19 protein-coding genes are annotated in these 19,954 nt (G+C 60.4%); 8 read left to right on the forward strand and 11 right to left on the reverse strand.

Features of this window, described 5'->3' with window-relative positions; translation table 11 throughout:
• Window positions 1–846, forward strand: coding sequence for a xanthine dehydrogenase accessory protein XdhC (gene xdhC, locus QA646_RS10955; RefSeq protein ID WP_283055488.1), 846 nt, complete (start codon window positions 1–3; stop codon window positions 844–846).
• Here the strand turns inward: xdhC and QA646_RS10960 are convergent.
• Window positions 822–1,022, reverse strand: a complete 201-nt coding sequence (locus tag QA646_RS10960; RefSeq protein ID WP_283055489.1) for a hypothetical protein — start codon at window positions 1,020–1,022, stop codon at window positions 822–824. The two genes, xdhC and QA646_RS10960, sit on opposite strands and share 25 nt — an antisense overlap.
• Before the next feature lie 102 nt (window positions 1,023–1,124).
• Here QA646_RS10960 and QA646_RS10965 point away from each other — a divergent pair, with 102 nt between their 5' ends.
• Window positions 1,125–2,021 (forward strand): LysR substrate-binding domain-containing protein, encoded by an 897-nt coding sequence (locus QA646_RS10965; RefSeq protein ID WP_283055490.1) that lies wholly within the window; start codon window positions 1,125–1,127, stop codon window positions 2,019–2,021.
• 7 nt (window positions 2,022–2,028) lie between these two features.
• Here QA646_RS10965 and QA646_RS10970 read toward each other — a convergent pair whose 3' ends face one another.
• On the reverse strand, window positions 2,029–2,361 hold the full coding sequence (locus tag QA646_RS10970) for a hypothetical protein (protein ID WP_283055491.1): 333 nt from the start codon (window positions 2,359–2,361) through the stop codon (window positions 2,029–2,031).
• 235 nt (window positions 2,362–2,596) lie between these two features.
• On the opposite strand from QA646_RS10970, the gene QA646_RS10975 reads away from it, so the two are divergent.
• From QA646_RS10975 to QA646_RS10985, 3 genes are read left to right on the forward strand one after another with little or no spacing between them, the layout of a single operon-like run.
• A complete protein-coding gene (locus tag QA646_RS10975) occupies window positions 2,597–3,835 on the forward strand; it encodes a urate hydroxylase PuuD (RefSeq protein ID WP_283055492.1) in 1,239 nt (412 codons plus the stop codon).
• Window positions 3,832–5,139, forward strand: coding sequence for a guanine deaminase (guaD, locus tag QA646_RS10980; protein WP_283055493.1), 1,308 nt, complete (start codon window positions 3,832–3,834; stop codon window positions 5,137–5,139). Before QA646_RS10975 ends, guaD begins: the two co-directional genes overlap by 4 nt.
• A 47-nt stretch (window positions 5,140–5,186) precedes the next feature.
• Window positions 5,187–6,326 (forward strand): alpha-hydroxy acid oxidase, encoded by a 1,140-nt coding sequence (locus QA646_RS10985; protein ID WP_283055494.1) that lies wholly within the window; start codon window positions 5,187–5,189, stop codon window positions 6,324–6,326.
• Here the strand turns inward: QA646_RS10985 and QA646_RS10990 are convergent.
• From QA646_RS10990 to QA646_RS11025, 8 genes are all read right to left on the reverse strand, one after another.
• The gene (locus tag QA646_RS10990; RefSeq protein ID WP_283055495.1) at window positions 6,323–7,063 is read right to left on the reverse strand and encodes a metallophosphoesterase family protein; all 741 of its coding nucleotides are present in this window, start codon (window positions 7,061–7,063) and stop codon (window positions 6,323–6,325) included. The two genes, QA646_RS10985 and QA646_RS10990, sit on opposite strands and share 4 nt — an antisense overlap.
• Before the next feature lie 3 nt (window positions 7,064–7,066).
• Window positions 7,067–7,423 (reverse strand): hydroxyisourate hydrolase, encoded by a 357-nt coding sequence (gene uraH / locus QA646_RS10995; RefSeq protein ID WP_283055496.1) that lies wholly within the window; start codon window positions 7,421–7,423, stop codon window positions 7,067–7,069.
• Window positions 7,420–7,920, reverse strand: coding sequence for an ureidoglycolate lyase (locus QA646_RS11000; protein WP_283055497.1), 501 nt, complete (start codon window positions 7,918–7,920; stop codon window positions 7,420–7,422). The genes uraH and QA646_RS11000 overlap by 4 nt, the downstream gene beginning before the upstream one ends.
• A gap of 7 nt (window positions 7,921–7,927) precedes the next feature.
• Entirely contained in the window at window positions 7,928–8,290 is a 363-nt protein-coding gene (locus tag QA646_RS11005) for a HepT-like ribonuclease domain-containing protein (protein WP_283055498.1), read from the reverse strand.
• 177 nt (window positions 8,291–8,467) lie between these two features.
• Window positions 8,468–8,965, reverse strand: coding sequence for a 2-oxo-4-hydroxy-4-carboxy-5-ureidoimidazoline decarboxylase (gene uraD, locus QA646_RS11010; RefSeq protein WP_283055499.1), 498 nt, complete (start codon window positions 8,963–8,965; stop codon window positions 8,468–8,470).
• A gap of 1 nt (window position 8,966) precedes the next feature.
• Window positions 8,967–9,893 (reverse strand): allantoinase PuuE, encoded by a 927-nt coding sequence (puuE, locus tag QA646_RS11015; protein WP_283055500.1) that lies wholly within the window; start codon window positions 9,891–9,893, stop codon window positions 8,967–8,969.
• A gap of 92 nt (window positions 9,894–9,985) precedes the next feature.
• Window positions 9,986–10,693, reverse strand: a complete 708-nt coding sequence (locus QA646_RS11020; protein WP_283055501.1) for a DUF1045 domain-containing protein — start codon at window positions 10,691–10,693, stop codon at window positions 9,986–9,988.
• Window positions 10,694–10,801: 108 nt separating this feature from the next.
• A complete protein-coding gene (locus tag QA646_RS11025; protein ID WP_283055502.1) occupies window positions 10,802–11,986 on the reverse strand; it encodes an FAD-binding oxidoreductase in 1,185 nt (394 codons plus the stop codon).
• On the opposite strand from QA646_RS11025, the gene mnmD reads away from it, so the two are divergent.
• Complete coding sequence (mnmD, locus tag QA646_RS11030; protein WP_283055503.1) at window positions 11,985–12,713, forward strand: tRNA (5-methylaminomethyl-2-thiouridine)(34)-methyltransferase MnmD; 729 nt, start codon at window positions 11,985–11,987, stop codon at window positions 12,711–12,713. The genes QA646_RS11025 and mnmD overlap by 2 nt on opposite strands.
• A 2-nt stretch (window positions 12,714–12,715) precedes the next feature.
• Here the strand turns inward: mnmD and QA646_RS11035 are convergent, their stop codons facing one another.
• Window positions 12,716–15,970, reverse strand: coding sequence for a response regulator (locus QA646_RS11035; protein ID WP_283055504.1), 3,255 nt, complete (start codon window positions 15,968–15,970; stop codon window positions 12,716–12,718).
• A 214-nt stretch (window positions 15,971–16,184) separates the two neighbouring features.
• On the opposite strand from QA646_RS11035, the gene QA646_RS11040 reads away from it, so the two are divergent.
• Both QA646_RS11040 and QA646_RS11045 read left to right on the forward strand, forming a co-directional pair.
• Window positions 16,185–17,771, forward strand: coding sequence for a trimethylamine methyltransferase family protein (locus QA646_RS11040; RefSeq protein WP_283055505.1), 1,587 nt, complete (start codon window positions 16,185–16,187; stop codon window positions 17,769–17,771).
• A gap of 417 nt (window positions 17,772–18,188) precedes the next feature.
• Window positions 18,189–19,850, forward strand: coding sequence for a DEAD/DEAH box helicase (locus tag QA646_RS11045; RefSeq protein WP_283055506.1), 1,662 nt, complete (start codon window positions 18,189–18,191; stop codon window positions 19,848–19,850).
• Window positions 19,851–19,954: the final 104 nt, after the last annotated feature.

Genomic DNA, 19,954 nt, shown 5'->3' on the forward strand with positions numbered 1-19,954 from the left:
ATGGCGGTCCGCGAAGTGCTTTCCGGTGTCATACCCAGGAGCGACTTCCACGCATTTCTCGCGACACGCCCCTCCTCCATCCTCATCGAGATCGTTGGAACGCAGGGCTCGACGCCACGCGAAGCTGGGGCCTTCATGCTCGTTTCCGAAAATGCCATCTGGGGCACGATCGGCGGCGGGCAGCTCGAATTTTTGGCGATCCAGAACGCCCGCGAATTGCTGACAGGCAAGGGCGTTGATATGATGGACATACCGCTCGGGCCGGAGATCGGCCAATGCTGCGGCGGTCGCACGCAACTGCGCTTCCAGAAGATGACGGCACAATTGCTTAAAGAGCTCGAAGCCAAACAGGCCAGCGAGGCAGAGCATCGGCCGGAGACCTATCTCTTCGGCGCGGGCCATGTCGGGCACGCGCTCGCCGCCGCGCTAGCACCCCTGCCGCTTTCCGTGACGGTGATCGAGACGCGGAAAGAGGAATTGGCAAACTTGCCGGCAGAGACGAAGACTGTGCTTTCGCCAATGCCGGAGGCGCTGGTGCGGGATATTCCAGCCGGCTCAGCCGTCGTCATCTTGACCCATGATCACGCCCTGGATTTCCTGATCGCCCAGGAAGCGCTCGCTCGCTCCGATCTCGCCTATGTCGGCATGATCGGCTCGGCGACGAAGCGCGCCACTTTCTCCCATTGGCTGAGCCGCGAAGGCGGCGATAAGGCCTTGATCGAGCGGCTGACGCTGCCGATCGGCGGCGCCGCAGTGAAGGACAAGCGCCCGGAAGTCATCGCCGCCATGACGGCAGCCGAGCTGCTGACGGCCTTCGCGACCTATGCCATGCGATCGTCCTCGTAACGCGGCTCGCGCCCGTCCAGAAATCCGAGATCGCGCTTGAGCCGATCGGGCATTTCATCCAGATCCAGGCGGGGCGAAGGTTCCCAACCTCTTATGAATATCTGCGCCGCTGTTTCCAACACGCGGGCCAAGGCTGACGGCCTGGCGTTCGTCTGTTCGACGGCATAGCAATCCATGACAGTACCTCAATTCAATCGATGATGTGGATTGCAGTTTGCCGGGGAAAATGCTGAATTTCCAATCGAACAATCGTCTGCACACATGAAGAGAACTTATCCATGAAGCTCTCGAAACAGTTCCCTCTGAATGCGCTGCGGGTCTTCGAGGCCGCTGCCCGGCACGGCAGCTTCACGCGCGCAGGCAAAGAGCTCGGCATGACGCAGACAGCCGTCAGCTATCAGATCAAGCTTCTGGAGGAGAACGTCGGCGAGCCGCTGTTCCTGCGGCGGCCGCGCCAGATCGAGTTGACCGACGCAGGCCAACGATTGGCGCCGAAGGTAAGCGAAGCCTTTAGCATGCTGCATGAGGCGATGGCTTCTGTCAGCAGCGATGCCGAAACCACGCTCCTCATTCACTCGACGCCGACCTTCGCTTCACAATGGCTTGCCCGCCACCTCGGCTCGTTTCAATTGCAGCATCCGAATGTCGCGGTGCGGCTTGCCACATCGGACGCGCTCATCGATTTCTCTCGTGAGCCTTCGGATATCGCCATTCGCAACGGGCGCGGAAATTGGCCGGGGCTGCGCGCACATCTTTTGATGAAAATGAACTTCACGCCAATGCTGAGCCCGGCATTGGCGGCCAGTATCGGCGGCGTTCATACGCCGGCCGATCTCCTCAAACTTCGGATCATCGATGCCGGCGACCCGTGGTGGGTACAATGGTTCGAAGCAGCCGGCGTTCCAGACCCCGGCCTGCAAGATCGACCGAGAAGCCGGCTTGGGGCACAATCCTTCGAAGCAAGTGCCGCCATCGCCGGACAGGGCGTCGCCGTCCTGACCCCTGAATTCTATGCCGACGACCTCGCCGCCGGCCGGCTTATCCAGCCCTTCGATATTCTCTGCAACGATGGCTCGAACTATTGGCTTGCCTATCCCGAAAGCAGACGTCACACGCCGCGAATCCGTGTTTTCCGGAATTGGATACTCGGCGAGTTCGGCATGCCGCTGGAGTGAGCGTCACCTAATAAGACATATCCGGCGCATAGAAGCAGCGCGGCGTGTTCTCGTCCGGAAACAGACAGAGATGATAGGCTCCATCCGGCGAACGCATCGTCTTGCGCTGTGGCAGCGTGAAGATATGGGCGTGCGTCACATAGCGATGATCGCCGGGATAGAGCGTAATCCGATAGCCGCCGGGGATAACGGTTACGGTTCGCGACGGGATCATCTCGCAATCGCCGGTCTTGCTGTCGCCATTACAACAATAAGGATCGTAGGACCAGCCGGAGGGCGCGTCGTGCGCCATGGCGGAAGTTGCAAGAAGGAATAGTGCAAACGCCAGTATACCACGCATGGGCAAATCTCCGACGATGCGGCGAACCGTGGGCTCCGCTGCCCGCCTATCGCCGACGGCGCTAAAAAAGCGTCCGATTTTGATCTATGTCGAAGTCAGCGCTCGGCAAGAGCGGCCGCATATCGGTCACGGAAGTGTGTGATGACACGAAAAGCAGTCCCTCGATCAAACTCCGCTTCCCTCGACGCCCAACATTTTGCAAGGTGTCGAGTCGGAGGAAGAAAAGGGGACCTGAATGTATGAATACGCCATCGCGTGGGAATGGCTGGCTTTTGCTGCCCGCTGGTTTCACGTCATAACCGCTATTGCCTGGATCGGCTCGTCCTTTTATTTCATTGCGCTCGATCTCGGGCTGGTGAAGCGCCCGCATCTTCCGCCCGGCGCCTATGGCGAGGAATGGCAGGTGCATGGCGGCGGCTTCTATCACATCCAGAAATATCTGGTGGCGCCGGCCACGATGCCCGAGCACCTGACCTGGTTCAAATATGAGAGCTATTTCACCTGGCTTTCCGGCTTCCTGATGCTCTGCATCGTCTATTACGGCGGCGCCAATCTCTTCCTCATCGACCGGCACGTGCTCGATGTCAGCGTTCCCGTCGCCATCCTGATTTCACTGGCTTCACTTGTCGGTGGCTGGATCGTCTACGACCTGCTCTGCAAGTCGCCGCTCGGCAACACTACCTGGAGCCTGATGGCGGTGCTCTACGCCGTCCTCGTCTTCATGGCCTGGGGCTATACGCATCTCTTCACTGGCCGCGCCGCCTTCCTGCATCTCGGCGCCTTCACGGCGACGATCATGTCGGCCAATGTTTTCATGATCATCATCCCCAACCAGAAGATCGTCGTCGCCGATCTCATCGCCGGACGAACGCCGGACCCGAAATATGGCCGCATCGCCAAGCAGCGCTCGCTACACAACAACTACCTGACGCTGCCGGTCATCTTCTTCATGCTATCGAACCATTATCCGCTGGCCTTCGGCACCGCCTATAACTGGATCATCGCAGCGCTGGTGTTCCTCATGGGCGTCACCATTCGTCACTGGTTCAACACGATCCATGCCCGCAAGGGTCGGCCGACCTGGACCTGGATCGCCACCTTCATCCTCTTCATTCTCATCATTTGGCTTTCGACCGTGCCGAAGATTCTGACCGGTGAGAAGGATGCCAACGCCGTCGCACCCGCGTTCCAGCAGTTCGCGTCGGATGCACACTTTCCGGCGGTAAAGCAGATGATCTCGACGCGCTGTTCGATGTGCCATGCCGCCGAACCCGCTTTTGAGGGCATTGCGCGCGCACCGAAGGAAGTGATGCTGGAAAACGACGCGGAAATCGCTATGCATGCCCGCGAGATCTATATTCAGGCCGGCCGCAGCCACGCCATGCCTCCCGGCAACGTCACCGATGTGACACCGGAGGAACGCAAGCTGCTGGTCGCCTGGTTCGAAAGCTCCGTCGGAGAAAAAGACCAATGATTACCCTTTTGCGCGGCCGCCTGCTCTCCTTCAAGCGCGCGCCGCAGAGCCTGAACGACACGGACAGCTATTCGTATGAGAGCGATGGTGGTCTGCTGATCGAAAATGGCATCATCGCTGCCGTCGGTCCCTATGCGGAGGTCAAGGCGAAAGCGCCCGCAAACGCCGCCGAAGTCGACCATCGGCCGCACCTGATCCTGCCGGGCTTCATCGACATGCACCTGCATTTTCCGCAGATGCAGGTCATCGCTTCCTATGCCCCAAACCTGCTGGAATGGCTGAACACCTATACCTTCCCCGAGGAATGCCGCTTTGTCGAAAGTGCCCATGCTAAGCGCATCGCCGCCCATTTCTACGACGAGCTGATCCGTCACGGTACGACGACGGCAGTTGCCTATTGCTCCGTGCACAAGACTTCCGCAGATGCTTATTTTGCCGAGGCCATGCGTCGCAACATGTGCATGGTCGGCGGCAAGGTGATGATGGACCGCAATGCGCCGCAAGGCCTGCTCGACACACCGCAGATGGGCTACGATGAGACCAGGCAGGTCATCGCCGACTGGCATGGCAAGGGCCGCAATCACGTCGCCATCACGCCGCGCTTCGCCATTACCTCGACGCCCGAGCAGATGGAGGCGACCGCCGCACTCGCGCGCGAATTCCCGGATCTGCATATTCAGACGCACTTGTCCGAGAACGACGACGAAATCAAGTTTACCTGCGAGCTCTATCCGGAAGCGATCGACTATACCGATATCTATGCGCGCTACGGCCTGCTCGGCCACAAGAGCCTGTTCGGCCACGCGATCCACCTTTCCGAGCGCGAAGCCGACGCTATGAGCGAAGCCGGCGCCATCGCCGTCCACTGCCCGACCTCCAACCTCTTCCTCGGCTCCGGCCTTTTCCCGCTGAAAGCGCTCGCTCGTCGCGAAAAGCCTGTCCGCATCGGCGTCGCCACCGATATCGGCGGTGGCTCCAGCTATTCGATGCTGCGCACGATGGACGAGGCCTACAAGATCCAGCAGCTTCTCGGCGAACGGCTGAACCCGCTGGAAAGCTATTATTACATGACCCTTGGCAACGCCGAGGCCCTGTCGCTGGCCGACAAGATCGGTACTCTCGACCCCGGCACCGACGCCGACCTCGTGATCCTCAACGCCTCGGCAACGCCGGCGATGGCGCTGAAGATGGAAGTGGTGAGGAGCCTGACCGAGGAGCTCTTCCTGTTGCAGACCATGGGGGATGATCGGGCCGTCATTGAAACCTATGTCGCTGGAAAGCCGATGAAATCGATCCTCCAATAAGGCGATCCCACCTCACCGCAATGTAACCGCCCAGAGGACCAACAGCCATGACCGCGCCGCTCACCATTGCCGAACTGAAAAAGCTCGCGGAGCGGCGCGTCCCGAAGATGTTCTTTCAATATGCCGATTCCGGCTCGTGGACGGAAACGACCTATGAGGCGAACGAGGCGGATTTTAAGAAGATCAAGCTGCGTCAGCGCGTCCTCGTCGATATGTCCGACCGGTCGCTCGCCACCACGATGGTCGGCCAGAAGGCTGCCATGCCGGTGGCACTGGCGCCGACGGGCCTCACCGGTATGCAGCATGCCGATGGCGAGATGCTGGCGGCGCGCGCGGCGGAGGAATTCGGCATTCCCTTCACGCTGTCGACGATGAGTATATGCTCGATCGAGGACATCGCCTCGGTCACGAAGCAGCCCTTCTGGTTCCAGCTTTACGTCATGAAGGACCGCGATTTCGTCCTGAATCTGATCCATCGCGCCAAGGCAGCGAGATGCTCTGCGCTCGTGCTGACGGCCGACCTGCAGATCCTCGGTCAGCGGCATAACGACATCCGCAACGGACTTTCGGCGCCACCGAAATTCACGGCGAAAAATCTGTGGCAGATGGCGACGCGCCCGGGCTGGTGCATGGGCATGCTAAAGACCAAGCGTCATTCCTTCGGCAATATCATCGCTCATGCCAAGGATATCTCCGACATGACGACGCTGGCGCACTGGACGCATTCGCAGTTCGACACCAAGCTTTCATGGAGCGATGTCGGCTGGATCAAGGAGCGCTGGGGCGGGCCGCTGATCATCAAGGGCATTCTCGATGTCGAGGATGCGAAGGCGGCCGTCGCCACCGGCGCGGACGCGATCATCGTTTCCAATCATGGCGGCCGTCAGCTTGACGGCGCCCCCTCCTCCATCAGCATGCTGCCTGCCATCGTCGATGCAGTCGGCGACAAGATCGAGGTGCATATGGATGGCGGCATCCGCTCCGGCCAGGATGTATTGAAGGCCGTGGCCCTCGGCGCCAAGGGCACCTTCATCGGACGCCCCTTCCTCTATGGCCTGGGCGCCATGGGTAAGGAAGGCGTCACGCTCGCGCTTGAGATCATCCGTAAGGAATTGGATATCTCCATGGCGCTCTGCGGCAAGCGAGATATCAAAACGGTGGATCGCACCATTCTGGCCGATCTTTAGCACAACCAACCCGTCGCCAGACCGCTGGCCCATTCCATGCGGCCATTCTGCGCCGCCAGCTTCGCCATCGCCATGTGATCGTAAGCGACCTGTCGGAATATTGGCAGCCACACGCCTTCGACCTTTTCCAGAATGGCATAGGAGGCGAAGGGATGGCCGGCTTCTACCTTATGATAATGAGGCAGATCGTCGTCATAGGCGGGACAGCCGACGCTGCCGGGATTGACGATGAGACGGCCATCGGAAAGCCTGACAAGACGCGGAATATGAGTATGTCCACAGAGGATCAGCGGGAAATCGATGCCGGCGGCCAGTGCTTCGATTTCCTTGAGCGGCTTCTGGTGAATATGGCCGTCTGCCGAGACGGATTCGAGCCAATAGATGTAATCGGCCGCCGGTGTGGCATGGCAAAGATAGGCCTCATCCCTATAGACGGCACTGAAGGGCAAGGTCCGCAGCCAATCGAGATGACGCTCGGCCAGTTCCGCATGGGCCGCACCGTCCGAAGCATGCATCTGCTCCGGCATCTGTTCGATCAAATACCGATCATGGTTGCCGCGAACCGTCACGGCATCGAGTGCAAGCAGAATGTCCGCCGTCTTTCCCGCCGTCAGCGGTCCGCTAAAGCAGTCACCGAGATTGACGATGTCGGTGATACCCTGCTTACGGATATCCGCAAGCACCGCCTCCAGCGCCAGATGATTGCCATGCACATCTGCAATCGCGGCAAAACGCAAATCTCAGCTCCCGCGATAGGTGGAATAGCCGTATGGCGAGATCAGCAGCGGCACATGATAATGCGCCGTCGTGTCGGCAATGCCGAAACGGATCGGCACGAGATCGAGGAACGCCGGCTCGGGCAGCTTGGCCCCGGTTGCGCGCAGATAGTCGCCGGCGCGGAAGAGCAGCTCATAGGTGCCGGCGACAAAACTGTCGCCGATCAGGATCGGCCCGCCGTCGACGCGCCCATCCGAATTGGTCGTGACCGTTTTCAAATGCCTCCGCGTCTCACCTTCGATCTTGAAAAGATCGATCGTCAGGCCCTCGGCGGGCTTGCCGAGGGCAGTGTCGAGCACGTGGGTGGTCAGTCCGGTCATAGCGTCGGCGCTCCGATGATGAAGGGGGTGTCGAAGAAATATTCCTCGAGATTATTTCCAGGCCCGTCTCGGTCCACGATGAGGAAATCGCTCCGCTCACCGAGGGTCATGAGGGGATAGTGCCAGACGTTGATCCGGTAGTTCACGCCTTGATCGCCTCGCGCCAGGAATACTTGCGGCCGGCCGGGCTTGCCGCCTTCATCCTGAGCGACGACGACGAGGAATGGCCGGTCGTTCAGCGGCACGAAACACTGGCTGCCGAAGGGATGGCGTTCCATCATGTCGATCGAGAAGGGAAAGGCACGCGGCTGGCCGCGGAACAGATTGATGATGACCCGCGCTCCATCGCCAACGGCCTCCGCGCTTGAAAGCGCATGAAACCGCTCCGTCGTGCCGCCATTGATGTACCGCATCGTTGCCGGATCAGCCTCGATCACATCGCCGAACGGCGCAAATGCAGTTTTTGTCAAAGGGTGGATGTCTAGATGCTGTGTCATTGAATGATCATTCGCCTTCCGCACGCCAATGGCGAGTGGACTCTAGTTGCAGGACCAACTCCGGAAGAGATTTCTGCGTGAGGTCCCATAGGGTCGTCAATTCCATGTCGAAATATTCTTGCGTAATCCGATTCCTGAAGTCGCGCATCATCTCCCAAGGCATCTCCGGATGGTCAACGACAAACTCCGGATAGTGCTCCGCAATGCGCGCAGCCGCCTCACCGATCAACATGAGGTTCATGCCGATGGCGCGCTGCTTTTCAATATTCTTGAAAAACACGGCTTGATCGATTCCTTGAAGAAATTGATCAATTTCGGATGCAGCCCGCTGCATGCGCTCGAGGTAAATGATCAGCCGATCCAAACTCATACCAGCTTCACTTCATCGACAATGCCGAGTTTCTTCGTGGTGAAACGCCTCTTGGCTTTACCGATCGGCCGTCTGCTTCCAGTTCTTCTATCCAATGCTTTCCAAAGCCTCATAACAACGCCTACCAAGCGGATGCTAAGCCATCAACGGACCGAAAAATAGCGCATAGGCCTCATATCAGCTTTCAGGAAGCATGGATTGCAGCCGCAGCAGGGCGATCTTCTCTACCTGCGCCGTCGCGGTCGCAAATTCCGCGTCCCGGTCATTGCCGATCCGTGTTTCGAAGGCGGCAAGAATGTCGTCTTTGCCGAGTCCCTTGACCGCAATGATAAAGGGAAAGCCGAATTTTGCCACGTAGGCCGTATTGAGCTCGGTGAAGCGGGCATGCTCGGCCGGCGTCAGCCGGTCAAGGCCGGCGCCTGCCTGTTCCTTGCGGCTGTCTTCGGTAAGCTCACCGGCAATTGCCAGCCTACCGGCGAGGTCGGGATGTGCGCGCAAAACGCCAAGCCGCTCGTCGGCGCTGGCGGAGCGGAAGATGGCAGCCAGCGCGCCATGGACTCCGCCCGATGTCAAAGGCTCGGCAATCTTGCCGGCATCATAAGCGCGTTCGGCAATGAACGGAGAGTGCTCGAAGACGCCGCCGAAGCGCGCCACGAAATCATCACGCGATATCATCTTAGGGTGCGCCCACGGGAAGGTGATGCTGGTGCCAATGATTGGCGATGTCGATGCGCTTGGGTATCCAGACCTTGTCGTGCTTCAGCACATATTCGATGAAGCGCCTGAGCGCCGCTGCGCGACCCGGCCGGCCAACCAGGCGGCAATGAAGGCCGACCGACATCATCTTCGGGCTGCCCTGCTTGCCCTCTTCATAGAGCGTGTCGAAGGCATCCTTGAGGTAGGTGAAGAACTGATCGCCGGAGTTGAAGCCCTGCGGTGTGGCGAAGCGCATATCGTTGGTTTCGAGCGTATAGGGGATGATCAGAAAGGGCTTACCCTGGATGCTATCGACCCAATAAGGCAGATCGTCGGCATAGGAATCCGACGAATAGAGGAAGCCGCCCTCCTCCATCACCAGCCGCAATGTATTGTCAGAAGGCTTGCCTTGATACATGCCGTAGGGCCGCTCGCCGGTCAGCTCGGTATGCAGGCGCACGGCCTCGAGAATGTGCTTGCGCTCCAGATCCTCGGCAAAATCCTTATATTCCAGCCAGCGGTAGCCATGGCTCGCAATCTCCCAACCGGCCTCCTTCATGGCGGCCACGGCTTCCGGATTGCGCGCCATGGCGAGCGTTACACCGTAGACGGTTGCCTGGACTTTGAGTTCGGTGAACATGCGCCACAGCCGCCAGAAACCGGCGCGCGAACCATATTCATAGATCGATTCCATGTTGAGACTGCGCTGATTCGGCCACGGCGCTGCACCGACGATTTCCGAGAGCAGGTTCTCCGATGCGGGATCGCCATCGAGAATGCAACTTTCTCCGCCCTCTTCGTAGTTGATCACAAACTGCACCGCGATGCGGGCATCGCCCGGCCATTTCGGATCGGGTGTATTACGGCCATAGCCGATGAGATTGCGGGGATAGGTATCGGACATCAAAGCACCTTCTCAACTATGTCGAGACGGTAGCATTCATGGCCGGAAAGTCGAGACGGAAAGTGCGAAACCCACTTTCCGTTCAGCGAGGAGCCTCAGGCGATCTTGCGGGCGCTGACCTTGCCCATCGGATGCAGCGAGTGCACCCGGAACGGCCCGCCTGCACCCTCCTCCACCATCAGCGCGATGTTCGACACCGGCATCGGCTCGGCAAGCACCGGCTCGAAGAAATCCCGCAATACCCGCTCCATCCGCGGCATATCGGCGGGACTGACCGTGCCGGTCAACATCATCTGGAAGCGGAATTCATCCATGACATGGGGATGACCCCAGCGGTGCAGATTGGCGAATTGCGCTGCCGAGAGGCCGTCAGGATCGCTGCGTTCGATTTCTGCTTCGGTCAGCGGCGCGCGATAGTGATCGAAGGCCTGGATCAACGACGCGGCCAGGAAATGCATTTGCTGAGATGGTTCTGACGGCACCAGGCCGAATGCACCGCCGAGGCGCGCAACTTCCATCCGTGGAATCTCGAACGGCGTCACGGTACCGGAAAAACGCATAAGATCGCGCAAAAGTGCTGCCTCGGACATATCCTCCGCCAGGCGGAACGGTGCTTTCAAGATACCGTTGAAGCCGTAACGACGCGGCACGGCGGTATGGAAGGCGACTTCGTGAATGCCCAGCCCGCGAATGGCGGGCGGATCGACCATCTCGCCGGAATAGACATTGCGGCCGAGCCAATTTGCGGCCACCAGCGTCAGCGGATCGCTCGCAGACGGCGTGAAGCAAACAGCATAGCGCATAAACTCTCCTCCAGCGCAAAAAACCGGCCGACCGATCCAACCGGCAGCCGACGGGCAAGGAGATAGGTGATTTGCGTGACAGATTGACGACCTGAGCGGTGTTTATATTCACGTTTTATGTGATGCTACCATAATGTGATGCGAAAGGGCGAAGCCCTCAGGTAGCTTGAAGGAGCAGGGAATTTCCATGGCCTCCCGGACCGCCGCTTCCGCCAAACGATGCGCCAGACCGAAGCTGACCTTGAAGCCGCCGGTCAGCGCTATGAGCCGCGAATGGTCCGGATGCGCTCCCACCATGGGATCCCGATCGATCGCCTTCGGCCGCAAACCGGCCCAACGTTCGACCACTTCGGCATCCGCCAGCGCCGGCGCCATCATCCGCGCAGCAGTCAGCAGGTCGTCCAACTGGTGATCCGTCGACATCGGATCGTCGAAGCGATTCTCGCTCGTACTGCCGACAGCTACCAATCCGCCCTCATGCGGAACAATATAAAGCCCATCGCGGAAAATCACCGGCAGGCCGGCATCGACATCCGCCTTCAGCAGCGCCGCCTGCCCTTTAACCGCCTGGCCGAGGGGAGAATGACGTCCGGGCGTCAATCCATCCAGCACCGGAAAGGAGCGATGCCCGGCAGAGAGGATGCAACGGCGGAAATTAATAATGCCTTCTCGTGTCGTAGCGGTACCACGATCCGGATCGATGCTCTCGATTTCCAGACCTTCGGCAAGCCGAACATGCTTCGCCTTCCCAGCAAAGCCGGCAAGAACTCTCAGGAAGGCGCGCGGCGCGACGCGGGCGGCGAGCGTGTCGAAGACGAATCCGCTTTCGCCGGCGGCCGGATCGATCCAACCTTCTACCGGCGCGGCGTCGAGCACATTCCAATGAAATCGTCGCTCGCCATGATACCAATGCGCTTCGGCATCCTGCGAATGGCCGAAGGCGATCTTGCGGAGATGCGGCTTCGGCAATGGCATCAGCCGGCCGGAACGGCGGTATCCGGCGGAAAGCCCGGTTACTGCCTCAAGTTCCGCAATTTCGTCCTCCAAGGACACGAGCGCATCGAACTGGAACTGCTTCTTCTCAGACCATTTATCCGGCATATGCGGCATCAGTGCGCCCAGTAGGCCGCCGCTTGCCCCCTGCCCCAGCCGACCGGCGTCGACGAGCAGAGCTTCGACGCCCAGGCGCTCCGCATGCACCGCCGCCCAAAGGCCCATGATGCCGCCGCCGACGATCAATAGTTCGGCGGATGATTGACCGGCAAGCCCCGGAGGATTATCGGCTCTTTCCATGACAGATCCAGTTTCCGATCAGACGCCCGCGGCGAAGACCAATGCGGCAAGCCAAGCGCTGGAATGGCGCGACGGCGATATGCCCTATTCGATCGCCTTTGGCGACCATTTTTATTGCCAGACCGACGGCCGGCTGGAATGCGGCCATGTCTTTCTCGCCGGCAACGGCCTGCCCGCGCGCTGGAATGGGCAACGAAACTTCCTGATCGGCGAGCTCGGTTTCGGCACTGGCCTGAATTTCTGCGAGACCTGGCGGCAATGGCGCCAGCACCGCAAGCCGGATTCGCAACTTCATTTCATGTCCTTCGAACTCTATCCGATGCGTGCCGAGGAGATCGACCGCGCACTGTCGCACTGGCCGGAAATCGATGTTGAACGTCAGGCGCTCGTCGCCGCCTGGCTGGAAAAACCGCGCGACATCGTTACGCTCGCCCTCGACGCCGAGACACGCCTTAGCGTCGTCTGCGGCACAGCAATCGACGGCGTGCGCCAAGCTGCAACGGGCTTCGACGCCTGGTATCTCGACGGCTTTGCCCCTTCCAGAAACTGCGACATGTGGTCGCCGGAGCTCATGCAGCTCCTCCATGACAAGACTGTCCCCGGCGGCACCTTCGCCACCTACGCCGCCGCCGGTTTCGTGCGCCGCAACCTGCAGGCGGCAGGCTTCACGGTCGAGCGGCGGAAGGGATTTGCGGGAAAACGCGAAATGCTCTGCGGCGTCAAATAGCCTTACTTGCTGGAGCGCTCGGTCTGAAGCACAGCATCGCCGAGCCAGCGGCGGGCCTTGGCTTCCAAGAGTTCGGGGCTGATCGGCTTGGACATATAGTCATCCATGCCCGCTTCCAGACACATGTCGCGGTCGACATCGAGCGCATGTGCGGTGACGCCGACGATCGGAACGTGCCAGCCCTGCCCTGCCTCGGCTTCCAGGTGTCGGATCATGCGCGTTGCCTGATGGCCATTCATGATCGGCATCGAGACATCCATCATAATCAGCGATGGCCGAAGCTTCCGCCAGGCGTTCACGGCTTCCTGGCCATTCTGGACCACGAGGAAGCGCAGGCCCGTAACCTGCAGAATCTGCGTGAAGACGATCTGGTTGACCTCGTTATCCTCGGCAACCAGGATATCGATAGCGCTGACCGGCTTTGCCGCAACTTCGCGCTCGACAGCATCGATGGCGGCAATCGCTTCGGCCTCGATCGACTTCGAAACGGCAGCGATTTCATCGCCGCTCATCCGCTGCCGGCGCGCCGTGCGCACGACATCGATGATGGTGTTGCGCAGCACATTGGCGCGGGCGGGCTTCATCAGATGCGCCTGACCGTTCAGTGCCGCGAATTCCTTATCGCTGCCGGCAACGTCCATGGACGTCAGGAAGATCAGCGACACCTTGTCGAAGCGAGAGTCGGCGCGAATGGCACGCGCGACTTCATCGCCGTTCATGTCCGGCATGTGATAGTCGAGGATCACGGCATCGACCGGTACGCCCATGTCGAATGCCGCATGGAGGATGGCGAGTCCCGTCTTGCCATCCTCGGCCGCGTAGCCGTCAAAACCCCATTGCGCCAACTGCTCGGCCAATATCCGGCGGTTGATCTCGTTATCGTCGACGACCAGGATCCCGGCGCCCTTGACGTTGACCGGCACCGGACGCGGTTCGCTGCGCATGGCCACCGGCGGCATTGGCAGATGCACGGTAAAGACCGAACCCTTGCCCCATTCGCTCTCGACTTCGAGATAGCCGCCGAACAGATCGACGAGCCCGGCGGTGATGGCAAGACCAAGGCCAGTGCCCTCGTGACGGCGTGTCGAAGAAGCGTCGACCTGTGAAAACTTCTCGAAAATCGAATCCAGCTTCTCGTCGGGAATACCGATGCCGGTGTCCTCGATACGAAGCGTCAACATGATCTCGCCATTGTCGATCGCCCGGCTGTCCACCTCGACCAACACATGGCCGCGCTCGGTGAATTTGACCGCATTGCCGACGAGATTGGTGATGATCTGGCGGAAGCGGCCGGCATCTCCCAGCACCATGGCCGGCATATCGGGCGCGGTGCGCACCAGCAACTCGATGTTCTTTTCCGCCGCTGTGGACGACAGGAGCGTCGCGACGTCCTCCACTGCCTCGGCCGGATCGAAGGCAGCTTTGCGCAGCCGCATCTGCCCGGCATCGATCTTCGAGAAATCCAGGATGTCGTTGATGATCGTCAACAACGCATTGCCCGACTTGACGATGATGTCGACGAAGGTCTTCTGCCGGGCATCGAGATCGGTCTTGGCCAGAAGCTCCGCCATGCCGAGAACACCGTTCATCGGCGTGCGGATTTCATGGCTCATATTGGCGAGAAATTCGGATTTGGCACGATCGGCGGCTTCGCTGCGTGAAAGCAGCAATTGCAGCTCGGCCTCCCGTTCCTTCATCTCGGTGACATCGGTCAGCACGACTGTCCAACGGCGGCTTTCGCTGATCGTCGCTTCGAGCTGCATCCAGCGCTCGCCAGCGACCTTGAATACCGCCGAAACCGGCTTGTTCGCCGCCATGCTCCTGCCCCAGGCACGACGAACCACCTCAGGATTGTCGCCGAAATCGCCACGCACGGCGCAATGATCGAATGCGACGGACCAATGCTTGCCGACGACGAGATGATCTGCGGGTATGCGCAGCATGTCCCTCACTGCATCGTTTGCCAGCATAACGATGCCGTCTTCCACGATGAGCAGTCCCTGCGACATGGCGCGCGTGGCGTCCTTCATCAGCTCGCCAAGACGCTCCAGAGCAAGACGTGCCTCGCTGATCTCGCGGGCTTGCTGGCGTACGGAGGAGATGTCTGCATAGGCGACCAGCGTGCGGCCGTTCGAAATGCGCCGTGCATCCATGACGACCGATTTGCCATCGGCAAAGTTCATCTCGATCTGGAAATGCGGTCCGGCGTTGCGGAAGGTTTCCAGGCGCGCCTGATAGATATCGTCGATACTGCCGGCATCGGTATCGTAGCGGCCAAGCTCGAAATGTTTGGCGACAAGGTCTCGATAAGACCGGCCTTCAAAGCGCTCGTCCTTCGGGAATTCCCAGATGTCGTAAAAGGCATCGTTGGTATATTCCACGATATAGTCGTTGTCATGGATCATCACGCCGATCGTCATCGAGCGCAGTATGTTCTCCAAATCCTGATGCAATGTTTCGGCATGCGCCTGCGCCTCGATCAACTCGGTCTCGCGCAGCTTCAACACGGAAATATCGGTCATGGACCCGACGGCATAGCGCTTGCCGTCCGAGGTGACCACACGGTTGACGCGCGTCATGATCGGATGCGTCACATGGTTCCGATCGATCACCGTGCCTTCGAATTCGAGTGCACGCCCCTCGTTCAGCACCTGCTCGTTTTCCGCGAAGTAATCCTCGCCGCCGGTTTCGAACATTTCCTGTTCGGTCTTGCCCAGGACTTCGGCGCGACTAAGCCCCGTGATCGCCGCATAGGCCTCGTTGGAATAGATCAGCCGATGGCTCGCATCCCGCACGAAAGAGGCAACCGGCAGATCCTCGAGGATCGTGCGGTAAAGCCCGATCTCATCGACGTCACTTGGAATATCGCCGCTTTCCCGATCGGTAGGCGAACGCGATGGCGCGGCCGGCGCATCGAGAAACATACCAAAGACATAAAGACGATCTTCAGACGGTGAAAAACTCTCGATCTGCACGCGGGAACGCTCGCGGCCCGTCGGGTCGAAGCATAGCGCCATCTCTTCCGAGCCGAAGACCAGCGCCCGGCGCTCCTTGTCTTCGCGGTCGGCTTCCTCGCCGCTGTCGAAGAGATCACGGCTGCGGTTGCCGATAAAATCGGCAAGATCGCGCCGAAAAAAGCGTGCATAGGCTTCGTTGACGGCGACGTATCGCAGATCGCTGTTCTTGACATAAGCTGGCTGATCCAGATCGACGATCCGGCGGCAGGCCATCTCCAGCAATTCACCGTCCGAGTTCAACAGGACCCCTCTTCTCGCCGCTCGTCATAGTTTACTGAAACCATGCTTTATCACAAATCGCTTTAACAAGGCGTTAACCATATTGCCAATGCGTAGAACGTCGCGTTCAGGCCACTGACTATCCCAGAACGGTCGTCCTTTGGTCGCAAACGACGGCAGCATCAAAGGTCGAACTCTGCCAAGAATCATATCGGCACAATGGTGGAGCGAGAGCATGAGCGACGATAGGAACACGGCCTTGCACGAGACTGACACTGCTACCATTCCGGTCGAGCGCCGCCGCCGGACCGGAGGTCGCGGGGCCGAGCGCATCCGCAAGCCGAGCGGCACGAAATACCTCAACCTCGTCAACAATCTCGCCCGCACCGAACTTCTGTCGCCTGGGGCGCTCGATGACATTCACGAGGCGTCGCTGACCATTCTCGAAGAGATCGGCATGGACATCATCCTGCCGGAAGCCCGCGAGCGCATGAAGGCGGCCGGTGCCGATGTCACGCCGGGCAAGGATCGCGTCCGCTTCGATCGTAACATGATCACGGAGCTGATCGCCTCCGTCCCCTCGACGTTCACCCTGCACGCCCGCAACCCGCTTAGAAACGTTCAGATCGGCGGCAGGAACCTCGTCTTCGCCCAGGTTGCCTCGGCGCCCTTCGTTGCAGATCGCGAGGGTGGCAGGCGGGCCGGCAATCAGGAAGACTTTCGCAAGCTGATCAAGCTCGCCCAATCCTACGACGTCATTCACATGACCGGCGGCTATCCGGTCGAGCCCATCGATATCCACGCTTCGGTCCGCCATCTCGATTGTCTCTCCGACATCGTCAAGCTCACCGACAAGGCATTTCACTGCTATTCGCTGGGCAGGCAGCGCAACCTCGATGCCATCGAGATCGCCCGCATCGGCCGCGGCATCAGCACGGGGCAGATGGAGCGGGAGCCGTCGCTCTTTACTGTCATCAATTCCTCCTCCCCGCTGCGCCTCGACGGGCCGATGCTGCAGGGCATCATCGAGATGTCGTCGCGGGGTCAGGTCGTGATCGTTACGCCTTTCACGCTGGCGGGCGCCATGGCGCCGGTGACCATCGCCGGCGCGCTTGTGCAGCAGAATGCCGAGGCGCTCTGCGGCATCGCCTTCACGCAAATGGTCCGCAAGGGCGCACCGGTCATGTATGGCGGCTTTACTTCGAATGTCGACATGAAGACGGGAGCACCCGCTTTCGGCACGCCGGAATATATGAAAGCCGTGATTGCCGGCGGCCAGCTCGCCCGCCGCTACGGCATTCCCTATCGCACCTCCAACACCAATGCTTCCAATACGCTGGACGCCCAGGCAGCCTATGAATCGGCGCTCTCGCTCTGGGCACTGACCCAGGGCGGCGGCAACTTCGTGCTGCATGCCGCCGGCTGGAGCGAAGGCGGCCTCACCGCCTCTTTCGAGAAATTCATCCTCGATGTCGACATGCTGCAGATGGTCGCCGAGTTCCTGACGCCGCTGGACGTCAGCAGCGAAGCTTTGGCGCTCGATGCCGTGCGCGATGTCGGCCCCGGCGGCCATTATTTCGGAACGGCGCACACGCTCGCCCGTTATGAAACGGCCTTCTATTCGCCGATCCTCTCGGACTGGCGCAATCACGAGACCTGGACCGAGGCCGGCCGGCCGACGACCTATGATCACGCCAACCGCATTTTCAAGGAAACGCTCGCCCATTACGAACGCCCGCCGCTCGATCCGGCGATCGAGGAAGAGCTGGACGCCTTTGTCGTCAAGCGCAAGAAGGAGGGCGGCGTTCCCACCGATTTCTAGTCCCGATTGCTACTGGGCATGGCGTCACGACGGCTGGGCCGGCCTTACCGCGTCGAGGCCTGCCGCTAGGCCTATGAAGATCGAGCGCGTTATGCCGCCGGATTTCCTGCGGCATTTTCGTTAGCCTTCCGAAAAGCTTTTGGCCACACCTCTTGACTTCGGCGACGAATAAGACCAAATGCGCGTCAGCTTTCACCTTCCGGCCGCCGCGTGAGCGTGCCCTGCGGGACTAGACGTACGCAAGAGAAGGACAAAAGCGCTTTTGAAATGAGACCGCACCCAAGGCGGTCGGACGCGCTGGAAAGCTTTTTCCAACTTACAAGTTCCCACTTCACGCGGGGTTCTTGACGCCAGAGACAGACCGGACCGCATGGTGCGACCCGGCCTATCTGCTTTGGCGCCCCGAAAGGTATTGAATTGACCGATTTTCACTCGCTTGGTCTTTCCAAGCAGATCGTCGATACGCTGTCGCAAAACAACTTCGCGACGCCGACGCCCATCCAGGCACAGGCTATCCCGCTTGTTCTCCAGGGCCGCGATCTCATCGGCCTCGCCCAGACCGGCACCGGCAAAACGGCCGCTTTCGGCCTGCCGATCATCGAAATGCTGCTGAAGGACGCCAAGCGCCCCGACAATCGCACCGTCCGCACGCTGATCCTCGCCCCGACCCGCGAGCTGGTGAACCAGATCGCCGACAATCTTAAGCTCTTCGTCCGCAAGACGCCGTTGCGGATCAATGTCGTGGTCGGCGGCGCCTCGATCAACAAGCAGCAGCTTCAGCTCGAACGCGGCACCGACATCCTCGTCGCCACCCCTGGCCGCCTGCTCGATCTCATCAACCGCCGCGCCCTGTTGCTCGGCCATGTCAGCTATCTCGTCCTCGACGAAGCCGACCAGATGCTCGACCTCGGCTTCATTCACGACCTGCGCAAGATCGCCAAGCTCGTCCCGGCCAAGCGCCAGACCCTGCTGTTTTCGGCCACCATGCCGAAGGCGATCGCCGATCTCGCTTCCGACTATCTGACCAATCCGCTGAAGGTCGAAGTCTCGCCTCCGGGCAAAGCCGCCGACAAGGTGGAGCAATATGTCCACTTCGTTGCCGGCCAGAACCACAAGACCGAGATTCTGAAGGAAACGATATCAGCCAATCCCGATGGCCGCGCCATCGTGTTCCTGCGCACCAAGCACGGCGCCGAAAAGCTGATGAAGCATCTCGACCATGTCGGCTTTGCTGTCGCTTCCATTCACGGCAACAAGAGCCAGGGCCAGCGCGAGCGGGCACTCAAGGGCTTCCGTGACGGTGACGTCCGCGTTCTGGTCGCAACCGACGTTGCGGCACGCGGCATCGACATTCCCGGCGTTTCGCACGTCTACAATTACGACCTGCCGGAAGTGCCGGACGCCTACGTTCACCGCATCGGCCGCACCGCGCGCGCCGGCCGCGACGGTATCGCCATCGCCTTCTGCTCTCCCGATGAGATCCGTCTGCTGCGCGATATCGAGCGCCTGATGGGCATCGAAATCGCCGTTGCCAGCGGCGAGGCTCCTGCCGACCGTGCCCGTCCGACCCGCGGCAACAACCGGGGTGGCGGTCGTGGCGGCCAAGGTCAGGGCCGTGGCGCAGGCCAGGGTCGCTCCGAAGGTCGTCCGGCTCGCCCGGCTCGTCGTCCCTTCTTCGACAAAGAAAATGGCGAAGCCCGAAGCCAGGCCGGTGAACGCCAGGAGCGTCGTCCGCGTGAAGATCGTCCGCAGCGCGAGAACAATCGCAATGCCGACTTCCGCGGCCAACGCCGCGACGAGCGGACGCCGCGGCCGGAAGCAGACAACGATCTCGTCTCGACGTCGGATTTCCGTCCGGCCAAGAAGCCGCATCATAACGGCCCGGCAAATGCTAACGGCGCTGCCCACGAAGCTGGCGCTCATCGCGGTCCCCGCCACGCTCACGGCCGCCCCTCGGGCCGCCACAATGAGGAGCGCAGCCAGGGTCACGGCCACGGCGAGCATCGCGAAGGCGGCAATGGCGGCATGAAACGCCGCGGGCCGCGCAACGGCAACGGCCAGCGCCGCGAACGCGCTTGATCGAATGAAGAAGGGGGGCAACGGCCCCCTTTTTTGCGACTATTACCGTGAATGGCGGTTTCTTCCGGCCATCCACGCGCTCGCAGCCTTCGCTCGAGCAGGTA

Origin of the sequence: Rhizobium sp. CB3090 (assembly GCF_029714285.1) — a bacterium.
Lineage (GTDB): Bacteria > Pseudomonadota > Alphaproteobacteria > Rhizobiales > Rhizobiaceae > Rhizobium.